This is a genomic window from Achromobacter sp. (genome assembly GCF_050285565.1).
Lineage (GTDB): Bacteria > Pseudomonadota > Gammaproteobacteria > Burkholderiales > Burkholderiaceae_B > Achromobacter.
The window spans coordinates 13,235-34,735 of record NZ_JBLZXG010000006.1; the positions used below are offsets into that span (position 1 = coordinate 13,235).

Annotated in this window: 15 protein-coding genes and 2 riboswitches; of the genes, 6 read left to right on the top strand and 9 right to left on the bottom strand. The window is 68.2% G+C overall.

Annotated features, from left to right (window positions below):
- The 6 genes from ACN6O8_RS13625 to gcvP all read left to right on the top strand — a co-directional run bounded on the left by ACN6O8_RS13625 (position 1) and on the right by gcvP (position 7,887).
- Positions 1-1,203 carry an NAD(P)/FAD-dependent oxidoreductase gene (locus ACN6O8_RS13625; protein WP_427991563.1) on the top strand — a complete coding sequence of 401 codons (1,203 nt, stop codon included), beginning with the start codon at positions 1-3 and terminating at the stop codon, positions 1,201-1,203.
- Positions 1,204-1,401: 198 nt separating this feature from the next.
- Complete coding sequence (locus tag ACN6O8_RS13630) at positions 1,402-2,028, top strand: superoxide dismutase (protein WP_427991564.1); 627 nt, start codon at positions 1,402-1,404, stop codon at positions 2,026-2,028.
- A 27-nt stretch (positions 2,029-2,055) separates the two neighbouring features.
- Positions 2,056-2,949, top strand: a complete 894-nt coding sequence (locus ACN6O8_RS13635) for a ZIP family metal transporter (protein WP_427991565.1) — start codon at positions 2,056-2,058, stop codon at positions 2,947-2,949.
- 69 nt (positions 2,950-3,018) lie between these two features.
- Positions 3,019-3,113: riboswitch (glycine riboswitch) on the top strand.
- A 33-nt stretch (positions 3,114-3,146) separates the two neighbouring features.
- Positions 3,147-3,267, top strand: a riboswitch (glycine riboswitch).
- An 80-nt stretch (positions 3,268-3,347) separates the two neighbouring features.
- Entirely contained in the window at positions 3,348-4,448 is a 1,101-nt protein-coding gene (gene gcvT, locus ACN6O8_RS13640; RefSeq protein ID WP_427991566.1) for a glycine cleavage system aminomethyltransferase GcvT, read from the top strand.
- Positions 4,449-4,546: 98 nt separating this feature from the next.
- Positions 4,547-4,924 (top strand): glycine cleavage system protein GcvH, encoded by a 378-nt coding sequence (gcvH, locus tag ACN6O8_RS13645; RefSeq protein WP_427991567.1) that lies wholly within the window; start codon positions 4,547-4,549, stop codon positions 4,922-4,924.
- Positions 4,925-5,013: 89 nt separating this feature from the next.
- Complete coding sequence (gene gcvP, locus ACN6O8_RS13650) at positions 5,014-7,887, top strand: aminomethyl-transferring glycine dehydrogenase (protein WP_427991568.1); 2,874 nt, start codon at positions 5,014-5,016, stop codon at positions 7,885-7,887.
- Between the two features lie 108 nt (positions 7,888-7,995).
- Here the strand turns inward: gcvP and ACN6O8_RS13655 are convergent, their stop codons facing one another.
- From ACN6O8_RS13655 to ACN6O8_RS13695, 9 genes are all read right to left on the bottom strand, one after another.
- A complete protein-coding gene (locus ACN6O8_RS13655) occupies positions 7,996-9,963 on the bottom strand; it encodes a DUF945 family protein (RefSeq protein ID WP_427991569.1) in 1,968 nt (655 codons plus the stop codon).
- A gap of 213 nt (positions 9,964-10,176) precedes the next feature.
- A complete protein-coding gene (locus ACN6O8_RS13660; protein WP_427991570.1) occupies positions 10,177-11,652 on the bottom strand; it encodes a M81 family metallopeptidase in 1,476 nt (491 codons plus the stop codon).
- Between the two features lie 54 nt (positions 11,653-11,706).
- Positions 11,707-13,116 (bottom strand): amidase, encoded by a 1,410-nt coding sequence (locus tag ACN6O8_RS13665; RefSeq protein WP_427991571.1) that lies wholly within the window; start codon positions 13,114-13,116, stop codon positions 11,707-11,709.
- A 46-nt stretch (positions 13,117-13,162) separates the two neighbouring features.
- Entirely contained in the window at positions 13,163-14,848 is a 1,686-nt protein-coding gene (locus ACN6O8_RS13670) for an ABC transporter ATP-binding protein (RefSeq protein ID WP_427991572.1), read from the bottom strand.
- A gap of 5 nt (positions 14,849-14,853) precedes the next feature.
- A complete protein-coding gene (locus ACN6O8_RS13675) occupies positions 14,854-15,759 on the bottom strand; it encodes an ABC transporter permease (protein ID WP_427991573.1) in 906 nt (301 codons plus the stop codon).
- A gap of 9 nt (positions 15,760-15,768) precedes the next feature.
- Positions 15,769-16,710, bottom strand: a complete 942-nt coding sequence (locus ACN6O8_RS13680) for an ABC transporter permease (protein WP_427991574.1) — start codon at positions 16,708-16,710, stop codon at positions 15,769-15,771.
- Positions 16,711-16,736: 26 nt separating this feature from the next.
- Complete coding sequence (locus tag ACN6O8_RS13685; protein ID WP_427991575.1) at positions 16,737-18,302, bottom strand: ABC transporter substrate-binding protein; 1,566 nt, start codon at positions 18,300-18,302, stop codon at positions 16,737-16,739.
- A gap of 84 nt (positions 18,303-18,386) precedes the next feature.
- A complete protein-coding gene (locus ACN6O8_RS13690) occupies positions 18,387-19,892 on the bottom strand; it encodes a M81 family metallopeptidase (RefSeq protein WP_427991576.1) in 1,506 nt (501 codons plus the stop codon).
- A 78-nt stretch (positions 19,893-19,970) separates the two neighbouring features.
- Entirely contained in the window at positions 19,971-21,467 is a 1,497-nt protein-coding gene (locus ACN6O8_RS13695; RefSeq protein WP_427991577.1) for a CoA-acylating methylmalonate-semialdehyde dehydrogenase, read from the bottom strand.
- Positions 21,468-21,501: the final 34 nt, after the last annotated feature.

Consider the following 21,501-nt stretch of genomic DNA (forward strand, 5'->3'; position numbering starts at 1 on the left):
ATGTTCGATGTCGCCGTCCTCGGCGCCGGCGCCGCCGGCATGATGTGTGCCGCGGTCGCCGGCCAGCGCGGCTTGCGCGTGGTGCTGGTGGACCACGCCGAGCGCCTGGCCGAGAAGATCCGTATTTCGGGCGGCGGCCGCTGCAACTTCACCAACATCGGCGCGGGACCCGCCAATTTCCTCTCCGACAACCCGCACTTCTGCCGGTCGGCGTTGTCGGGCTACACCCCGCAGGACTTCCTGGCGCTGCTCAAGCGCCATCGCATCGCCTGGCACGAGAAGCATCGCGGCCAGCTGTTCTGCGACGATTCCAGCGAATCCATCATCGAGATGCTGCGCGCCGAATGCGACGCCGGCGGCGTGCAGTGGCGCATGGGCTGCCAGGTGGCCGAGGTGGCCCATGGCGAGGCCGGCTTCGAGCTGCGCACCAGCCAGGGCGCGATCCGCGCGGCCAAGCTGGTGGTGGCCACCGGCGGCATGGCGATCCCGCAGCTGGGCGCCACCGACTTCGGCCTGAAGCTGGCGCGCCAGTTCGGCCTGAAGGTGGTCGAGCCGCGGCCGGCGCTGGTGCCCCTGACCTTCGACGCTGCCCAGTGGCAGCCGCTGTCGGAGCTGTCCGGCGTGGCGCTGGAGGTCAACCTGGCGACGGGGCAGGGCAAGGTCCGGGGGGAGTTCCTCGAAGACCTGCTGTTCACCCATCGCGGGCTGTCGGGCCCGGCCATCCTGCAGATCTCCAGCTACTGGCAGCCGGGCGAGCCCGTCGTCATCGACCTGGCGCCGGGGCGCGACCTGGCGGCCGAACTGCTGGCGGCCAAGTCCGGCAACCGGCAGCAATTGCATACGGTGCTGGCGGGCCTGTGGCCCAAGCGCCTGGCCGACCGCTGGCTGCAGCTGGCCGAGCAGGGCGGCAAGCCGGGCCTGGCGGCCTTGCGCCTGGCCGACGCGCCCGACAAGACCCTGCGCGCCCTGGCGCAGGACATCCACCAATGGACCCTGGTGCCCAGCGGCACCGCTGGCTACAAGAAGGCCGAGGTCATGCGCGGCGGCGTCGATACGCGTGGCCTGGACCAGAAATCGATGCAGGCCCGCACCACGCCAGGCCTGTACTTCATCGGCGAGACCGTGGACGTCACCGGCTGGCTGGGCGGCTACAACTTCCAGTGGGCCTGGGCCTCGGGCGTGGCCTGCGGCAAGGCGCTCTAGGCGTTCCTGGCGCTTCATCCAACGCTTTTCCGTCCGTCGGGTGCGGGCACGCTTCGTGCTGCCCGCCAAGACCTGTCCCGTCCCATACCCTGACTGGATGACAGGCATTGCAACGTTGTCGTTGTGATATCAAATAAAAATACCTATCATTTGTATTTCCAAAAATAAGACGCTTGCTTCCGCCAGCGGCGTCGCCCGATGGAGACCGACTTGGCCTATACCCTGCCGCCCCTGCCTTACGCCTATGACGCGCTCGAACCGCACATCGACGCGCTGACGATGGAAATCCATCACAGCAAGCACCACCAGACTTACGTCAATAACCTGAACGCCGCGCTGGAAGGCGCCGGCATTGCTACCGACGAGCCGGTCGAGGCCCTGGTGGCGCGCATCGACCAGCTGCCCGAAGCCATCCGCGGCGCGGTGCGCAACAACGGCGGCGGCCACGCCAACCACAGCCTGTTCTGGTCGGTCATGTCGCCACGGGGCGGGGGCGAGCCCGACGGCGCGCTGGCCCGCGCCATCGACGCCGAACTGGGTAGCCACGCCGCCTTCCGCGAAGCCTTCACCAAGGCGGCGCTGACGCGCTTCGGCAGTGGCTGGGCCTGGCTCAGCGTGACGTCGGCCGGCAGGCTGGTGGTGGAAAGCAGCGCCAACCAGGACAGCCCGCTGATGCAGGGCAACACGCCGATCCTGGGCCTGGACGTGTGGGAACACGCCTACTATCTCAAGTACCAGAACCGCCGCCCGGAATACATCGGCGCCTTCTACAATGTGATCGATTGGCCCGAGGTGGCGCGCCGCTACGCCGCCGCCCTGGGCTGAGCCGGCATTGCGCGGGGGCAGCGGTCCATGAACACCTTCAGCCGTCATCGCATCCGGCCCGCGGCCACCAGTGTCAGTGTCTGGACGCTGGCGGTGCTGGTCGCCTGCCTGGGCCTGCACCAGATGTGGGTCTATTTCAACGATCACGCGCCGCACGTGGCCGATGCCCTGCTGGGCGGCATGGTCGCCGCGGGCGCCACCGCGGTGGGCACGCTGCCGATCCTGTTCGCGCGCACCATCCCGCAGAAGATGCAGGACAGCATGTTCGGCTTCGGCGCCGGCGTGATGCTGGCCGCCAGCGCCTTTTCGCTGGTGGCGCCGGGCATCGCGGCGGCCGAGTCGCAGGGCGCGGGGCCGTGGGGCGCCGGCCTGACGGTGGGCGCCGCCATCCTGCTGGGGGCGGCGGCGCTGTTGCTGATGGACCGGCTGCTGCCCCATGAGCATTTCATCAAGGGCCGCGAAGGCATCGAGGCGCACCGGCTGCGCCGTACCTGGCTGTTCGTCTTCGCCATCACCTTGCACAACCTGCCCGAAGGCCTGGCCATCGGCGTGGGGTACGCCGGCAACGACCCGGTGCGCGGCACGGCGCTGGCCACGGGCATCGCCATCCAGGACATCCCCGAGGGCCTGGTGGTGGCCGTGGCGTTGATCGCCGCGGGCTACAAGCGCGCGTTCGCGGTGGCGCTGGGCATGCTGTCGGGCCTGGTCGAGCCGGTGGGCGCGGTGCTGGGCGCGGCCGTGGTGGGCTGGTCGGCGGCGCTGCTGCCGTGGGGCCTGGGCTTTGCCGCCGGCGCCATGTTGTTCGTGATCAGCCACGAAATCATCCCCGAATCGCACCGCAAGGGCCATGAGGTCTACGCCACCTGCGGGCTGATGCTGGGCTTCGTGCTGATGATGCTGCTGGACACGGCGCTGGGCTGAAGCGGCGCCCGGGCCGCGATCGCGGATCAACAACGGAACGGCGTTTCGCGGTATGCTTTCGGCGCTGTCACGCATGTTGCGGGAGAGAGCGGCCGTTCACCCGGCTGCCGCCGAAGGCGCAATTCGCCCGGAATCGCTCAGGTATCCCATACCGCGCATGTTTGCCCTGTCCCGGTTTTTACCGTGTGGACGCGGCAAAGCAGCACTCTGGAGAGACCTGGCGCCGCAACCCATCAGGGCATCGCGCGCAGACCAGGCGCCGAAGGTGCAAACCCGCCACGCGGGGCAACTCTCAGGCAAAAGGACAGAGGGGCGGAAATTTCAGCCGTTGGGCGGGCATCTGTCCCCCGGCGGCATTCCGTAACCCTGGCACCGCTGCCGCTCCGGAGTATCCGCGCATGTCCGCACCCCTCAAACGCACCCCGCTGGCCGACGAACATATCGCCGCCGGCGCCCGCATGGTCGACTTCGGCGGCTGGGATATGCCCCTGGCCTACGGCTCGCAACTGGAAGAGCACCACGCGGTGCGCCAGGACGCCGGCATGTTCGACGTCTCGCACATGCTCAACGCCGACATCGTCGGCCCCGACGCCTTTGCCTTCCTGCAGCGCCTGGTGGCCAACGACGTGGCCAAGCTGACCGTGCCCGGCAAGGCGCTCTACACCTGCATGCTGAACCCGCAGGGCGGCGTGATCGACGACCTGATCGTGTATTTCTTCGCCGCCGACGCGTGGCGCGTGGTGGTCAATGCCGGCACCGCCGACAAGGACATGGCCTGGATGCAGCGCGTCAAGCAGGCCGGCAAGTTCGACGTCACCATCACGCCGCGCCGCGACCTGGCCATGATCGCCGTGCAGGGCCCCAACGCCCGCGCCAAGGTCTGGGCCGCGCGTCCGGCCTGGCAGGCCGCCAGCGAGCCGCTGACCCCGTTCGTGGCCGCCCGCGTCGGCGACGACACGCTGGTCGCGCGCACCGGCTACACCGGCGAAGACGGTTTCGAAATCGTGCTGCCCGCCGCCGAGGCGGTGCAACTGTGGCGCGACCTGGCGGCCCAGGGCGTGCGCCCGGCCGGCCTGGGCGCGCGCGACACGCTGCGCCTGGAAGCGGGCATGAACCTGTACGGCCAGGACATGGACGAACTGACCCAGCCCGGCGAGGCCGCGCTGACCTGGACGGTGTCGCTCAAGAACCCCGAGCGCCGCTTCATCGGCCGCGACGCGCTGGAGCAATTCGCCAAGCCCGCCGCCTTCCTCGGCCTGAAGCTGCAGGAACGCGGCGTGATGCGCGCCCACATGGCGGTGCGCACCAAGAACGGCATGGGCGAGCTGACCAGCGGCACCATGTCGCCCACGCTGGGCGTGTCGATCGGTTTCGCGCGCCTGCCGCAAGGCGTGGCCGCGGGCGATACGGTCGAGGTCGACATCCGCGGCAAGTGGGTGCCCGCCCTGGTCTGCAAGCTGCCGTTTGTCCGTAACGGCAAAGCCGTCGAACACTCGTAAACTCGAAGCTTCGCGCCGTTGGCCCGTCCCTTGGGGCGCAGGCCGCCGGCGCGAGGCGCGCAACACCATTTCCCCATCCGAATCCCCCAGGAGTTCCCATGAGTCTGCCCACCGATCGCAAGTACACCGAGTCCCATGAATGGGTCAAAGCCGAAGGCGACGTGTTCGTCGTCGGCATCACCGATACCGCCCAGGACCAACTGGGTGACCTGGTCTTCGTCGGCGACGTGAAGGTCGGCGCCAAGCTGAATGCGGGCGAGACCGCCGGCGTGGTCGAGTCGGTCAAGGCCGCCTCGGACATCTACGCGCCCGTGGCCGGCGAAATCGTCGCGTTCAACGACGAACTGGAAAGCAACCCCAACCTGATCAACGAATCGGCCTTCACCGCCTGGATCTTCAAGATCAAGCCGGCCAACGCCGCCGATGCCGACAAGCTGCTGGACGCCGCCGGCTACGAAGCCGTCGCCAACGGCTAAGCCTGCCGGGGCGGGCGCGGCGCCGCCGCAGCCCGCCCACGCGTCACCGTCCGTCCCCCCGACGACACCGCCATCCCGAGATCCCTCCCATGTCGCGCGCCCTAGACACCCACACCGACTTCATCCCCCGCCACATCGGCCCTTCCGACGCCGACCAGGCCGCCATGCTCGCCGCCATCGGCAGCCCCAGCCTGGACGCCCTGATCGAAGAAGTCGTGCCGCCCAAGATCCGCAGCCAGGCGCCGCTGGCGTTGCCGCCGTCGCGCAGCGAAGCCGACGTGCTGGCCGAACTGAAGCAGATCGCCGGCCGCAACAAGGTCTTTCGCAACTACATCGGCCAGGGGTATTACGGCACGCAGACGCCCAACGTGGTGTTGCGCAACATTCTCGAGAATCCCGCCTGGTACACGGCCTACACGCCGTACCAGCCCGAGATCTCGCAGGGCCGCCTGGAGGCCCTGCTGAACTACCAGACCATGGTCGCCGACCTGACCGGGCTGGATATCTCCAACGCCTCGCTGCTCGATGAAAGCACCGCCGCCGCCGAAGCCATGACGCTGGCGCGTCGCAGCGCCAAGTCGCAGAGCCCGGTGTTCTTCATTTCGCGCCACGTGCATCCGCAGACCATCGAAGTCGTGCGCACGCGCGCCGAGGGCCTGGACATCGAGATCGCCGTCGGCGACGAGGCCGAAGGCCTGCCGGCGTGTTTCGGCGTGCTGCTGCAATATCCGCACAGCACCGGCTCGGTGGCCGACTACCGCAAGCTGGCCGAGGCCGCCCACGCGCAAGGCGCGGTGGTGGCGGTGGCCACCGACCTGCTGGCCCTGGCGCTGCTGGCCGCGCCGGGCGAGTGGGGCGCGGACATCGCCATCGGCTCGGCCCAGCGTTTCGGCGTGCCGTTCGGCTTCGGCGGCCCGCATGCCGGCTTCATGGCCTGCAAGGACGCCTTCAAGCGCAACATGGCCGGCCGCCTGGTCGGCGTGTCCAAGGACGCCCAGGGCAACCCGGCGATGCGCCTGGCGCTGCAGACGCGCGAACAGCACATCCGCCGCGAGAAGGCCACCTCGAACATCTGCACCGCGCAGGTGCTGCTGGCCGTCATGGCCGGCATGTACGCCGTCTGGCACGGCCCGGCCGGCATCCGCCGCATCGCCGAGCGCGTGCAGCGCTACACCGCGATCCTGCGCGCCGAACTCGTCAAGCTGGGCATCAAGGTCGCCAACGACACCTTCTTTGACACGCTGCTGCTGGAAACCGGCCCGGCCACCCCGGCCATCATCACGGCCGCCGAGTGCGAGCACATTAACCTGCGCCGCGTCGACGGCGCGCGCCTGGCCGTGTCGCTGGACGAGACCGTCACCGCCGCCGACCTGCAGGCGCTGGTGAACGTGTTCGCCGCCGGCCTGGAACGCGATGACGTCGAACTGGACATCGACGCGCTGGACGCCAAGGCCGCCGGCGGCATCCCCGCCGCCGTGGCGCGCGAAAGCGCCATCCTGACGCACCCGGTGTTCTCCAGCGTGCGGTCGGAGACCGACATGCTGCGCTACCTGCGCAAGCTGGCCGACAAGGATCTGGCGCTGGATCGCACCATGATCCCGCTGGGTTCCTGCACCATGAAGCTGAACGCCACGGCCGAGATGATCCCCATCACCTGGCCCGAGTTCGCGCTGGTGCACCCGTTCGCGCCCGCCTCGCAAAGCCAGGGCTACGACGAGCTGATCTCGCGCCTGTCGGCCGCGCTGTGCGAGATCACCGGCTACGACAACATCAGCCTGCAGCCCAACTCCGGCGCGCAGGGCGAATACGCCGGCCTGCTGGCGATCCGCGGCTACCACCAGGCCAACGGCCAGCACCAGCGCAACGTCTGCCTGATCCCGTCGTCGGCGCACGGCACCAACCCCGCGTCGGCGCAACTGGCCGGCATGGACGTGGTGGTGGTGGCCTCCGACGCCAACGGCAACGTCGACCTGGCCGACCTGCGCGCCAAGATCGAACAGGTCGGCGACAAGCTGGCCGCGCTGATGATCACCTACCCGTCCACGCACGGCGTGTTCGAGGAAGCGGTGACCGAGATCTGCGACCTGGTGCACCAGGCCGGCGGCCAGGTCTACCTGGACGGCGCCAACATGAACGCCATGGTCGGCGTGGCCAAGCCGGGCAAGTTCGGCTCGGACGTGTCGCACCTGAACCTGCACAAGACCTTCTGCATCCCGCACGGCGGCGGCGGCCCCGGCGTGGGCCCCGTGGCGGTGCGCGCGCACCTGGCGCCGTACCTGCCGGGCGTGGTCAACGAGCAGGGCAAGCTGCCCGGCGAAGCCCGCGTCGGCCCGGTCTCGGCCGCGCCGTTCGGCTCGGCCGGCATCCTGCCGATCCCGTTCGTGTACATCGCGCTGATGGGCGCCGACGGCCTGCGCCGCGCCACCGAAGTGGCGATCCTGAACGCCAACTACATCGCCACCCGCCTGCGCGACCACTACCCGGTGCTGTACGCGGGCCGCAACGGCCGCGTGGCGCACGAGTGCATCCTGGACGTGCGTCCGCTCAAGGAAACCAGCGGCATCAGCGCCGAGGACATCGCCAAGCGCCTGATGGACTATGGCTTCCATGCCCCGACCATGAGCTTCCCGGTGGCCGGCACGCTGATGGTCGAGCCGACCGAGTCCGAAGGCGTGGCCGAACTGGATCGCTTCATCGAAGCGATGATCTCGATTCGCGAGGAAATCGCCCAGATCGAGCGCGGCGAACGCGATCGCGAGGACAACGTCCTCAAGAACGCGCCGCATACCGCGCAGATGCTGCTGGCCGAGGAATGGCTGCACGACTACCCGCGCCAGCAGGCCGCCTACCCGGTGGCTTCGCTGCGCGACGCCAAGTACTGGCCGCCGGTGGCGCGCGTGGACAACGCCTACGGCGACCGCAACCTGGTGTGCGCCTGCCTGCCGGTCGAAGCCTACGCCTGATGCCGCATGACGGCCCGCCCCTGGGGGCGGGTCATCCAGGCGGGCCTGGCGACAGGCAAAAAAAACCCCCATCGGCAAGATGGGGGTTTTGCTTTGTGCGCGGCCGTCTTACTTCCTGGCCGGCGCCGCCGTGATGGCCGTGGCGAATTCCTCGGTGATGCTGAAGTAGGTGTTCAGCATGATCTGCAGGTTCTTCTTGCCGATGCCGCCTTCGGCGTTCATGTCCATCTGCAGCACGGCCTGGTTCTTGTCGTCCAGGTAGGCGCGGGTCCAGCGGTATTCCTGGTTCCAGGCGTTGATGGCCTTGAGCGTGGCCGGCTTCTTGCTGGCGTAGGTGGCGGTGGCCACCAGGTCGTAGCACTTCTCCGAGAAGTCGTTGCACAGGAACTCCAGGCGCAGGTCGGTGGCGCCGGTGTTGGCCGGATCCAGGATCAGAACCGGGCCTTCGTCGCCGTCGGTCTTGCGCGTGCTGTAGCCCATGTCTTCCAGCATGCTCACGACCGTGTCGACGTCGAATTGGTTGACCACGTCGGCGTTGCTGGTCGCGGCCATCTCGTCGTCCATGGGGGTGGCGCCGGCGGCCGGTTCCCATTCGTCTTCATCGTCCATGCCGTCGTGCATGCCGGCCGCGCCCAGCAGGCCCGAGAACAGCTCGTCGGCGGGGATCTTCTTGCCGTTCAGGTCGCCCATGCCATCGGCGAAGTGGAACTTGCCGACGATGTTGTCGCCGTCGTTCTTGCCGACGTTGAACATCTCGGCCATGCCGGACATGCTGCGCACGTTGTCGGCGGCCTCGGCTTCGGCCTGGTCGGCGGCCTTGCCGTCCTTCTTGATGGCGTATTGCACCATCAGGTCCTGCACCATGGGCTTGGAGATCACCAGGGTGGCGTCGATCTGCTTGATGGCCTTGACCACGATTTCCTGCGGCGTCAGGTTCTTGACGTCGGGCGGGTTGGCCAGATCCAGCGTGAAGGTCAGCTTGCTTTCGCCCTTGGCGGTTTTCCAGCTGATCGGGTCGATGCTGAACGACGGGTTGCCGGCGAGCAGTTTGCCGGCGTTGTCCAGCAGCACCTGGAACTGTTCGTCGTTCAGGCCTTCGTCGCGCACATCGACCATGTACTGGCGGATCAACTGGTTGTAGGTGTCCGACAGTTGCTTGACGGCGGCGCCGTCCAGCTTGGCAAGTTTGATCACGGCCTGGCCGTTGCCCAGCGCCACGTCGTTCACGTTCAGCTCGCCGGTCTGGTAGGCGGCCTGGATGTTGACGTTCTTGTCGTCTTCGGCCAGCTTGACGGTGTAGCCGAAGTTGTCGAGCACGACCTTGACGTCGGCATCCGGCTTGACCACTTCGACGCGCTTGATCTTGATGCCCGAGTCGCCGACCGACAGGCCAAACTTGCCCATGCGGCTGTCCACGTCCATCGACAGGCCCGACAGCACCATCTTGATCGGGTCGTTGCTCTTGGTGCCGTCCACGGCCAGCGTGTCGGTCTTGGCGCTGGCGGTGATGGCCTGCAGGCCGCGGTCGAAGGTGCCGGTGATTTCCATGCCGCTGAAATCGAGCGCGTTGCCGTCATGCACGACCTTCACCGGCGCGATGCGCGCGGTCGAGGCGGTGTGGCCGCCGAAGCTGACCACGGCGTCCGACACCAGGGGCGGGACGTCCTTGGTCAGCTCGAACAGGGGCTTGACGTTGTCGGTCTTGGCCAGTTCGGCGTGCACGAAGGCCAGCTTGGGGGCGATGGCGCCGCGCGCCAGCGCGCTCTTGGGGAACGGGCCGTGCTCGATGGTGGTGTCGAATTCGATCATGCCGGCGGGCATGTCCTGGGGGCTCTTGTCGTTCTTGACGAACGACAGGCCGTAGCGCGCCTGGGTCGAGAACAGGCTGCGTTCATACTTGATCTGGTCGATGCGCAGGCCGAACAGGGGCGTGATCTTGGCCAGCTTTTCATTGGCTTCGGCCAGGCGGCGCTGGGTGCTTTCCTCGATACGCTTGCCGGTGTACCACGTGGCGCCCACCCAGCTTCCCGCTCCCACTATGACCACGGCTAAGGTGATCGCTACGCTCTTTTTCATCGTTGTGCTTTGTCGTTGATTGTCGAGTCTCGTCCCGGCGGCGCGGCGCCCGTAAGGGGGCGCGTGCCGGCAAGGACGCATTCATCGGCCTGTCAGGACCCGCGGCGAGTATACCGAGGCGGGGTTGCCCGCGGCCGTGCGCACGGTTACTGAAGATTTCAAAATGAAAGCCGGCGTCCCGAGGACGCCGGCCATATTGTCGACAACCCGGGTTTACAGCGGATCGAGCGGGTAGATCGGCCGCCGCACGTGCTGGAAGTCGAGCTGGCCGTAGTCGGAGGTGGTGACGCCGACGCCGGTGCATTCGATGATCTCGGTGGCCATGGCGGAGAAGCCGGCGCGCCAGTGGATGCGGCTCTTGAGCACCACATAGCGCTTCTGCAGCGGGTCGATGCCGGCCGACAGCAGGCAATTGATGTCGAAAGGCTCCTGGTGCCGCGACACCACGACGATCTCGACCCGTCCGGTGTCGATCACCACGGTCAGGCCGGTATCGTTGCGCACGCCGCGATACATCGGGCCGCGATTCAGGTAGACGCCGTCGAACACCAGCTTGACCCGGCCCGTGACGGTGAGCGGCTCGCCGCGCCGGTTGATGGCGGGCATGTCCACCTTGCCCCCCAGCGGCAGGGTGATGGTGCTGCCGACGCCGGCCGTGGCGGCCTCGCGCGCCGCCTGCGGGTCACAGATGGCATAGAACACCACGTTGTCCAGTTCCTGGCGCAGCACTTCGGCCAGCACCGCGGTGGTGTCCATGGTGCCGCCGGAGCCGGTGTTGTCGTAGTGATCCAGCAGCACCACCGGGCCTTGCTCGATGGCCTTGGCGCGGGCAATGGTGGGCGCCAGCGGCTCGGAATGGAATACCCATTTGGCGCGATCGTTCCAGGCGCGCTCCAGCAGTTCGTCGCGGTATTGCGCCGCCTGGGCCGGGTTGGCGTCCGTACAGACGACGGCGCTCAGGCCCGCCTCGCGGATGTCGGCGTGCGGGAAGCCCACGAACACCGAGGCGGCCAGCACGCCCTCGGCCTCCAATTGGCGGCAGCGTTCCTGCAGCGACTTGTTGGGCTCGGCATGGGTGCCCTGGCACATGACGTGCGGCAGCATGGGCTTGCTGGCCCAGGTCATCACCGGCTTGATCTCGCCCTTGAGCGTACGCACGATGACGTTGGCCGCGCGCACGCCGGCTTCGCGGATGTCCACGTGCGGGTAGGTGTGAAAACCGCTGATGACAGTGGCGTTGTCGACGATGGCCGGGTAGATGTTGGCGTGCATGTCCAGCGTCACCGCCACCGGGGTCGTGGGGTCGATCTCGCGCAGGCGGCGCAGCAGGTCGCCCTCGGCGTCTTCCACACCCTCGGCCACCATGGCGCCGTGCAGATCCAGCAGGATGGCGTCGTAGCCGCCCTTGCGGACCTCGTCCAGCACCAGCCGGCAGAGCCGCTCGTGGGTCTCGGCGCTGGCCGGGCCGCTGGGCCAGGATTCGGCGGCCACCGGCACCACGATCTCGGCGCCGGCGCGGCGCGCCACCTCGATGTAGCCGCCCAGGCCGCTGTCGGTGTTTTCGTAGGCCCGGATGGCGCGCTCGCCGGCCAGGATGTCAGGGTTGCCGCGGAAAAAGCGCGCGAGCGGGGTCGGCACGGGCGAGAAGGTGTTCGTCTCGTGCTTGATCATTGCCAGAAGCCAACGCATGGGAATTCCTGTGGGTTGCCAAAGGGAAGGGGGGGGCGCGACTGCCGCCAGGCGCTAGGCGGCCCGGGGCGGTTGCGGCCAGGGCTGCTGTGCCGGGCGCATGCGTTCCCAGGCGCGCGCCATGCGCAGCACGCCGAGGTCGTCGAAGCGCGCCCCGGCGATCTGCAAACCGATCGGCAGGCCGGCGCGGGTGTAGCCGCAATTGACCGAGGCGGCCGGCTGCTCGCTCATGTTGTAGGGCAGCGTGTAGCCGATGTGGTGCATGGTCGTGGCCACTTCGTTGGTGGGCGCGGCCCACTCGGCGTTGTAGGCCACCACCGGCGCCACTGGCGACAGCACGTAATCGTAGGGCGCGGTGGCGGCCACCGTCCTGGCGCGCACGTTGAGGGTTTCGTAGTAGCTGCGCAACACGTCCTCGCCGGACTGGCCACCGCCGCTCTCGGCCCAGGCGCGGATGAACGGTAGGATCCGGGCGCGGCGCGCCTCGGGCAGGGCGCCCAGGTCGATGGCCGAGCGGGTGCGCCAGAAGCGGTCCACGCCGTCCAGCATGCCGGGGGTCATCCACGGATCGAGCGGCGTGACGATGGCGCCGGCGGCCTCGAACAGGCGCGCCGCGGCGTCGACGGCGGCGCGGATCTCGGGATCCAGCGGCAGGCCGCAACCGGCATCCAGTTGCAGGCCGATGCGCAGGCCGCGCACCTCGACATCCAGGTTGAGCCAGTCGAAGTCCTGGAATGGCAGGCTCATGTGGTCGCGCGCGTCGGGTTGCGACAGCACGCCCATCATCAGCGCGGCGTCGGCGATGTCGCGCGTCATGGGGCCGGCGCAACGGCCCATGAACGGCGGGTCGATGGGGATGCGGCCCAGGCTGGGCTTGAGCGTGGCGATGCCGCACCAGGCCGCCGGCAGGCGCACCGAGCCGCCGATGTCGGTGCCGATGTGCAGCGGGCCGTAGCCTGCCGCCGCCGCCGCGCCCGCGCCCGCGCTGGAGCCGCCGGGGTTCTTGGACAGATCCCAGGGATTGCGCGTCAGCGCATGAAAGCTCGACAGGCCGGACGACAGCATGCCGTAGTCGGGCATGGTGGTCTTGCCCAGCACCACGGCGCCGGCCTCGCGCATGCGCGCCGCGGGCGGCGCGTCGGCCGTGGCCGGCGTCAGGTCGGTGGCCGCCGTGCCCAGCGGCACCGGCACGCCCCGGGTGGCGATGTTCTCCTTGATGGTGGCCGGCACGCCGTCCAGCGAATAACCGCCGCAGGCCAGCGGCTCGCCTTTCATCCAGCGCGCCTCGGAGGCGCGCGCCTGACTCAGCGCCTGGTCGGGATCGAGCGCATAGGTGGCGTGGATGTGCGGCTCCCAGCGCGCGATGTGATCGAGCACCGAGCGCGTCGCCTCGACCGGCGACAGGGTCTTGTTGCGATAGGCGGCCAGCAGTTCCTGGGCCGAGAGTTCATGCGGTTGCGACATGGTGGATTCCAATTGCGGGGGGATGCCTGGGTTGCGGGGGGCGCCCTTAAGCGGCGGGGGCCGCCAGTCCGGCCGCCACGGGCCGGAAATTGCGGAAGTCCCAGTCGCGCCCGGGCGCCGCGTCGATCAGGGCGCGGGTGTACTCGTGGCGGGGATCGGTCAGCACGGCCTGCGCGGCGCCGGTCTCGACGACCTTGCCGCGCTGCATGACCATGATGGTGTCGCAGATCTGCGCGGCCACGCGCAGGTCATGTGTGATGAACAGCACGCCCACGCCGGTGCGCTCGCGCACCTGTTCGAGCAGTTCCAGCACTTGTGCCTGCACCGAGACGTCCAGCGCCGACACGGCTTCGTCGGCCACCAGGATCTCCGGGTCCATGACCAGCGCGCGGGCGATGCAGATGCGCTGGCGCTGGCCGCCCGAGAACTGGTGCGGGTAGCGCCGCATGGCGTCGGGGCTCAGGCCGACCACGGACAGCGTTTCGCCAGCGCGTTGCAGCGCCTGTTCGCGCGGCACGCCGAAATTGAGCAGGCCCTCGATGATCGACTCGCCCACGGTGCGGCGCGGGTTGAGCGAACGGTACGGGTCCTGGAACACGATCTGGATACGGCGGCGCACCGGCCGCAAGGCCGCGCCGGACAGCGTGCTGAGATCTTCGCCGCCCATCATCATGTGGCCGGCGGTGGGTTCGATCAGGCGCACGATGCAACGCGCCACGGTCGACTTGCCCGAGCCGGATTCGCCCACGATGCCGAGGATCTCGCCCTTGCGCAGCGTCAGGTTGACGTCGGCCGCGGCGATCACGTTCTGTGGCGCGCTGCGCGAGAACAGCGAGCGCCTGCCGCCGTAGGTGCGGCCCAGCCCCTTGACGTGCAGCACCGGCTGGCCGGCGGGCGCGGCGCGGTGCGAGGGCACCAGGCTGGGCACCGACGACACCAGGCGCCGCGTGTACGACTGCTTGGGTTCGGCCAGGATCTCGTTGCGCGTGCCGCTTTCGATCAGGTCGCCGCGGTTCATCACCACGATGCGGTCGGCGATCTCGGCCACCACGCCGAAGTCATGCGTGATGAACAGCACGGCGGTCTGGTGCTTGATCTGCAATTCCTTGATCAGCAGCAGGATCTGCTTCTGCGTGGTGACGTCCAGCGCCGTGGTCGGCTCGTCGGCGATCAGCAGCTTGGGCTCCAGGATCAGCGCCATGGCGATCACGATGCGCTGGCGCTGGCCGCCCGAGAGCTGGTGCGGATAGGCGTCGTAGATGCGTTCGACATCGGGCAGATGCACCGAGCGGAACATGTCCAGCACCTTGGCGCGGCGTTCGGCGGCCGACATGCGGCGGTGCAGCCGCAGCACTTCGTCGACCTGCTTGCCGACGGTGTGCACGGGATTGAGCGCGGTCATGGGTTCCTGGAACACCATGGCCATGCGCGTGGCGCGCAGCTCGCGCAGGCGGCGCGGCGTGGCGTTGGCCACGTCCTCGCCTTCGACGCGGATCGAGCCGGCGCTGATGCGCAGCACGCCCGGCGGCAGCAGGCCCATGACGGCCAGCGAGGTGACCGACTTGCCCGAACCGGACTCGCCGACCACGCAGACGGTTTCGCCGGCATGCACGTCCAGGCTCAGGTTGCGCACCACGCGGTTGCCGGCGCCGCCGACCTCCACCGACAGATTGCGGATCGCCAGCACGGCGGACGAGGCATCGCCCGCGGGGGGAGTGGGAGAGTAAGTCATCGGCATCAGATCCTGCGCACCATTTTCGGGTCGAGGGCGTCGCGCAGCGCGTCGCCCAGGATGTTCACGCTGAGCACGGTCAGCGACAGGAACAGGCCCGGGAACAGGATCAGGCCGGGCAGCATGCGGAAGTACATGCGGCCTTCGGACATGATGTTGCCCCACGAGGCGATCTCGGGCGGGATGCCCGCGCCCAGGAAACTCAGGATGGCCTCGGTCAGCATGGCCGAGGCGAACACATAGGTGCCCTGCACGGTCAGCGGCGCGATGGTGCTGGGCACCATGTGGCGCCACAGCAGCAGCGGCAGCGGCGTGCCCAGCGCCAGCGCGGCCTCGACGTAGGGCTCGCCGCGCACGCTCAGGATCTGGCCGCGCACCAGCCGCACCACCCGCGGAATCTCGGGAATGGTGATGGCCACCAGCACCGTCGTCAGGCTGGCGCCGGTGACCGACACCAGCGCGATCGCCAGCAGGATGCCGGGAATCGCCATGATGGCGTCCATGGTGCGCATGATGATGCCGTCGAGCGAGCGGAACCAGCCGGCGATGACGCCGACCACCAGCCCGATGGTGACGCTGACGACCGCCGCGCCCAGCCCCGCCATCAGCGAGACGCGCGCGCCATAGGCCACGCGCGACCAGACATCGCGGCCGAAGGCGTCGGTGCCGAACAGGTAATCGGTGAAAGGCTGCTTCAGGCGCGCGCCGGGATTGAGCAGGGTCGGATCGACCGTGCCCAGGAACGGCGCGAACAGGGCAATGGCGATGATGGCGACCAGCACCACCAGGGCCAGCATCACCGGCCAGCTTTTCAGGCCCTGGCGGATCTGGCGCCAGGCGGTGACATGGGGCGTGCCGCCGCCGGGAAGGTCGGCGGCCGCCTGCACAGCGGCGTCGGTTGGCGTTTGCATGGCGTGGCCTCAGTATCGGATACGGGGGTCGAACACCGTATAGGCGCAATCGACAACCAGATTGATGAACACGTAGACGAAGGCGAAGAACAGCGTCAGCCCCTGGATCACGGGATAGTCGCGCGCCAGCACGGCTTCCACCACCAGCCGGCCCAGGCCGGGGATGTTGAACACCGATTCGGTCACCACCACGCCACTGATCAGCAGGGCGATGCCCAGGCCCACCACCGTGGCGATGGGCACGGCCGCATTGCGCAGCGCGTGGCCCAGCAGCACGCCGGTTTCGGTCAATCCCTTGGAGCGCGCGGTGCGGATGAAGTCCTCGCCCATCACCTCGATGACGCTGGTGCGCGTGATGCGCGCGATCAGGGCGATGTACACCGTGGACAGCGCCAGCGCAGGCAGGATCAGCCGGTGCAGGAACAGCCAGAAACCGTTGGCCAGCGGTGTGTAGCCCTGCACGTTGAACCAGCCCAGCTTGATGGCGAAGGCCCAGATCAGCAGGTAGCCGGTGACGAACACCGGCACCGAGAAGCCCAGCACCGAAAAGCCCATGACGGCGCGGTCCAGCAGCCGGCCCTGGCGCCAGGCCGCCAGCACGCCCAGCGGAATCGCCACGATCAGTGTGAAGACCAGCGTCAGCAGCGCCAGGCTCAACGAGGGTTCGAGGCGCTGGCCGATGAGCTGGGTGACCGGCACGCCGGACATCAGCGAGGTGCCCAGGTCGCCCTGCAGCAGCTTGCCGCCCCAGATGAAGAACTGTTTGGCCACCGGCTTGTCCAGGCCCATCGTCTGGCGTATCTGCTCGATCCGCTCGGGCGTGGCGCCGTCGCCCGCCATGATGATGGCCGGGTCACCCGGGCTCAGACGCAATATCGCAAAGACCACCACCGCGACCATCACCAGAACGGGGATGGTCGCGAGGAGCCGGCGTGAGACGAATGCCAGCATGTATTTCCCCCTGAACTACCTGCCCGTCAAGGGGCTTTTTTGACATTCCAGAACGCGAACACCGGCGCGTGCACCAGGCCCGAGAGCTTGGTGGTGTAGACGGTGGGCACGGACATCTGGCCCAGCGGCACGTACAGGCCTTCGTCGATGCCGATGCGCTGCAATTCATCGGCGATCTTCTTCTGCTCGGCCGGATCGGAGGTCAGCGCGAACTTGGTGCGCAGTTCCTCGACCTGGGGGAAGTCGGGCCAGCCGAACCAGGCGTTGTCGCCGTTGGCCGCGGCCGGGGCCGAGCGCACCGGGTCCATCACGTCGGTGGCGTACCAGTTGGTGTTGTGGATGTTCCAGCCGCCTTCGGCCGGCGCCGCCTTGGAGGCGCGGCGGGTGGCCACGCTCTGCCAGTCCATCGCCGCCAGGTTGACGTTGAAGCCGGCCTTGCGCAGGGCCTGGGCCATCACCACCGGCTGCGCCGACAGCGTGCCGACGTCGGTGGCGTGCATCACCAGGATCGGGGTGTTGTCGTAGCCCGCTTCCTTCAGCAGGGCCTTGGCCTTCTCGATGTTCGAGGGCACCACCACGTCCTTGCCAATGTCCGATTCCAGCGGCGTGCCGCAGCCCCACAGCGAGGCGCAGGTCTTCCAGTACTTGGGATTGCCCACCAGCGCCTTCATCACGTCTTCCTGGCCGATGGCGTACATCGCGGCCTGGCGGATCTTCTTGTTGTTGAAGGGCGGGTGCTTGAAGTTGAAGCGGTACATCGTGAAGTAGCCGACCGGACTGAGCGACTCTTCCTTCAGGTCCTTGTTGCCCTCGACCATCGGCAGCAGGTCGTAGGGGAACTGCTCGACGAAGTCGATCTCGCCGCCCAGCAGGGCGTTGGCGGTGGTCAGGGCGTCGGGCATCACGTCCCACTCGACCTTGTCCACGTTCACGACCTTGCCGCCGGCCAGGCCGCTGGCGGGTTCCTTGCGCGGCACGTAGTCGGCGTTCTTGACGTAGACGGTTTTCACGCCCGGCTTGAATTCGGCCACCTTGAACGGGCCCGAGCCGGTCATGTCGGTGATCGGCTGGCCGATGGCCTGTTCGGCGATGCGCTTGGGCATCATGAAGGGCGCGGTGCCGGTGGGCTTGGACAGGGCGCGCAGCGCCAGGTCCGTGGGTTCCTTCATGACGATGCGGAAGCTGTTGTCGTCGATGACTTCGATCTTGTCGGTGAATTTCAGCAGCGTGCGGCCCATGCCGTCGCCGGCGGCCCAGCGCTTGATCGAGGCGACGCAGTCCTCGGCCGTGACCGGCTTGCCGTCGTGCCATTTCTGGCCCGGGCGCAGCGTCATGGTGTAGGTCTTGCCGTCGGCCGAGACATCCCATTTTTCCAGCATCTGCGGCTGGATCTTGTTGTCGGCGTCGGTGGCCAGCAGGGTGTCGTAGATCATGTAGCCGTGCCACGTCGTGATGTACGCGGTGGTGGCGTGCGGATCGGTCAGGCGCAGCGGCGAGTGCATCACCGCCTTGATGACGGTGTCGGCGTAGGCGCCGTGGGCCATCAGCAGGGTGGCGCCGGCGAACGCGGCCGCGCGGACGAACTTGAGCATGAAATTCCCCTTTTATGCGTAGTGAGCGGCGCGGATTGCCGCTACGTCGTTGACGCGCCGCGCCCCGGGCGCGGCGTGCGAGGGTCAGTCGGTTGCGGCGCCGGCAAAGACCGGACCGCAAGGCGCCATTCTGATACCGGGACGCAACCGTGTCCATGGTTGTTTTGCCGCATCCATCAGCATGGAGCCCGGCGCGGCGCAAACCAGGATCGTATGCGCGATGGGCGTGAAGTCGGCGCGGAAATGCGCCGAGCTCTTGACCGCCAGGATCGCCGTGCGGCGCGGCTCGATGCCGGCGAAACGGAACATTTCCTGGTCGGCCATTTGCACCTTGTTGGACGCCACCACGATGCGCACGCCACCGATGCGCAGACAGGCGCTGGGGCCCAGATCCATGTGAAAGCCGCGGTAGAACGCGCCGTGCGTGTCGAAACGTCCATCCGAAGTTTTCTCCACGATGAACTCGGCGTCCAGGGGCTCGTCGTCGGGAATACCCGAATGTCCACCCAATGCAATGCGGACTGTTTTACCGGCGCCGGCGCGATGCGCGGCCAGCGCCGCTTCCGGATCGACGATCAGGCCGATGGCGGCGTCGCGCACCTGGTGGCGGATCAACGCGTGCAGCAGGCCGGTGGTGTCGGAACTGCCGCCCGCGCCCGGGTTGTCCTGCGCGTCGGCGATCACCACCGGGCCATCGGCGTCGCGCGCCAGCCGCAGAGCGGTGGCGACGGCGTCATCCGGCGTGTAGAGCGTGCCGCCGAAATCGCGCTCCGCATCGAGCACCGCGCGCGCCAGGGTGTCGGCGGCCGCGTCGGCGTCGGCCTGGGTCGCGCCATAGGCCCACACCGCGGGCAGGCAATCGGGAAAATCCGCCGCCGGAAAACCGGTGGCCAGCGACACGCTCTGGGCGCCGCGCGTCTCGATCTCGCCCACCATCTGGTAGAGCGTGCGCGCCGGTTCGATGTCGGTCGATTGCCAGCACAGTGGAATCAGGTAGGGCAGTTGCCGCAGCGCCACGCAGGGCCGCGGCGCGCCGGCCAGGCGCCGCGCCAGCAGCGCGGCGGCGCGTTGGCCGGTCTCGGCCATGTCGATGTGCGGATAGGTGCGATAGCAGACCAGCGCGTCGGCGTGGCGCACCATCGCGGGTGTCATGTTGGCGTGCAGATCGAGGCTGGCCACCACCGGCACGTCGGGGCCCACCAGGCCGCGCACGCGCTTGAGCAATTCGCCCTCGCCGTCGTCCAGGTGTTCGGTGACCATGGCGCCATGCAGGTCGAGATAGACGCCGTCCAGCGGCATGGCCGCTTGCAGGCCCTGCAGGATCAGCGCGCTGATGCGTTCGAACGCATCCTCGGTGACCGGGCCGGACGGGCTGGCCGCGGCCCAGGTGGCCGGCAGCAGCGTGTGCTGTTGCATGGCCTCGATGAAGCCGGCCACCGGGATGTTGGCGCCGGCCACGGCCGGGAACAGCGCCGGGCCGCTGACCAGTTTCGGCCAGCCGCCGCCCTTGTCGGCGAAGTCTTCCCAGGCCGCGCGCGATGGCGCGAAGGTATTGGTTTCATGCTGAAAGCCGCCGATCCCGATGCGCATCAGGATTCCCCTTGTTGTGTGTCTTTCGGCAAAACCCCGGCCGCTTTGCGGCTCGGGGCGGTGAGAGCGTCTACATGATTACTTGGCCACCGGCATGGTGAATTCCGCGCCCTTGGCGATGCTGTCCGGCCAGCGCTGCATCACGCTCTTGTAGCGCGAATAGAAGCGGATGCCTTCCTCGCCGTAGGCGTGATGGTCGCCGAACAGCGAGCGCTTCCAGCCGCCGAACGAGTGCCAGGCCATCGGCACCGGGATCGGCACGTTGATGCCGACCATGCCGACCTTGATCTGGCGGGCGAAGGCGCGCGCCACGCCACCATCGGAGGTGAAGCAAGCCACGCCGTTGCCGAACTCGTGCGCGTTGATCAGTTCGACCGCGGCGGCGAAGTCGGGCACGCGCACCACGCACAGCACCGGCCCGAAGATCTCTTCGCGGTAGATGTTCATCGTGGGCTTGACCTTGTCGAACAGCGTGCCGCCCAGGAAGAAGCCCTTTTCGGCGCCCGGCACCTTCAGGTCGCGGCCGTCGACCACCAGTTCGGCGCCGGCGGCGACGCCGTCCTCGATGTAGCCGATGACCTTGTTGCGGTGCTGCGCCGTGACCAGCGGGCCCATTTCGGCATCGCCCTGCATGCCGTCCTTGACCACCAGCGCCTTGACGCGCGGGACCAGGCGCTCGATCACCTGGTCGGCCACGTCGCCCACCGCCACCGCCACCGAGATCGCCATGCAGCGCTCGCCGGCCGAGCCATAGGCCGCGCCCATCAGCGCGTCGGTGACCTGGTCGAGGTCGGCGTCTGGCATCACCACCAGGTGGTTCTTGGCGCCGCCCAGGGCCTGCACGCGCTTGCCGCGGCGGGTGCCTTCGGCGTAGATGTATTCGGCGATCGGGGTCGAACCGACGAAGGACAGGGCCTCGACGTCGGGATGCGCGATCAGCGCGTCCACCGCCTGCTTGTCGCCGTGCACCACGTTGAACACGCCCGGCGGCAGACCGGCCTCGGTCAGCAGTTCGGCCAGGCGCAGCGAGGCCGAGGGATCGCGTTCGGACGGCTTGAGCACGAAGGTGTTGCCGCAGGCGATGGCCACCGGGAACATCCAGCAGGGCACCATCATCGGGAAGTTGAACGGCGTGATGCCGGCCACCACGCCCAGCGCCTGGCGCATGCTCCAGTTGTCGATGCCGCCGCCGATCTGGTCGGAATACTGGCCCTTGAACAACTGCGGAATGCCGCAGGCGAATTCGACCACTTCGATGCCGCGCATCACTTCGCCCTTGGCGTCCGAGAACACCTTGCCGTGCTCGCGCGTGATCAGTTCGGCCAGTTCGTCCTGGTGCTTGTCCAACAGCGCCTTGAAGTTGAACAGCACGCGGGCGCGCTTGAGCGCCGGGGTTTCCGACCAGGCGGGGAAGGCGGCCTTGGCCGCGGCCACGGCCAGCGCCACTTCGTCGGGCGAGGCCAGCGGCACCGAGGTGATGATTTCGCCCGTGGCCGGGTTGAAGCCGTCGGCGTAGCGGCTGCTGCGGCCGTCGTAGGGCTGGCCGTTGATGTAGTGCGGAAGATTCTTCTTCATGGGAAAGCTCGAAGCGGGGTTCTTTGAAAATGGC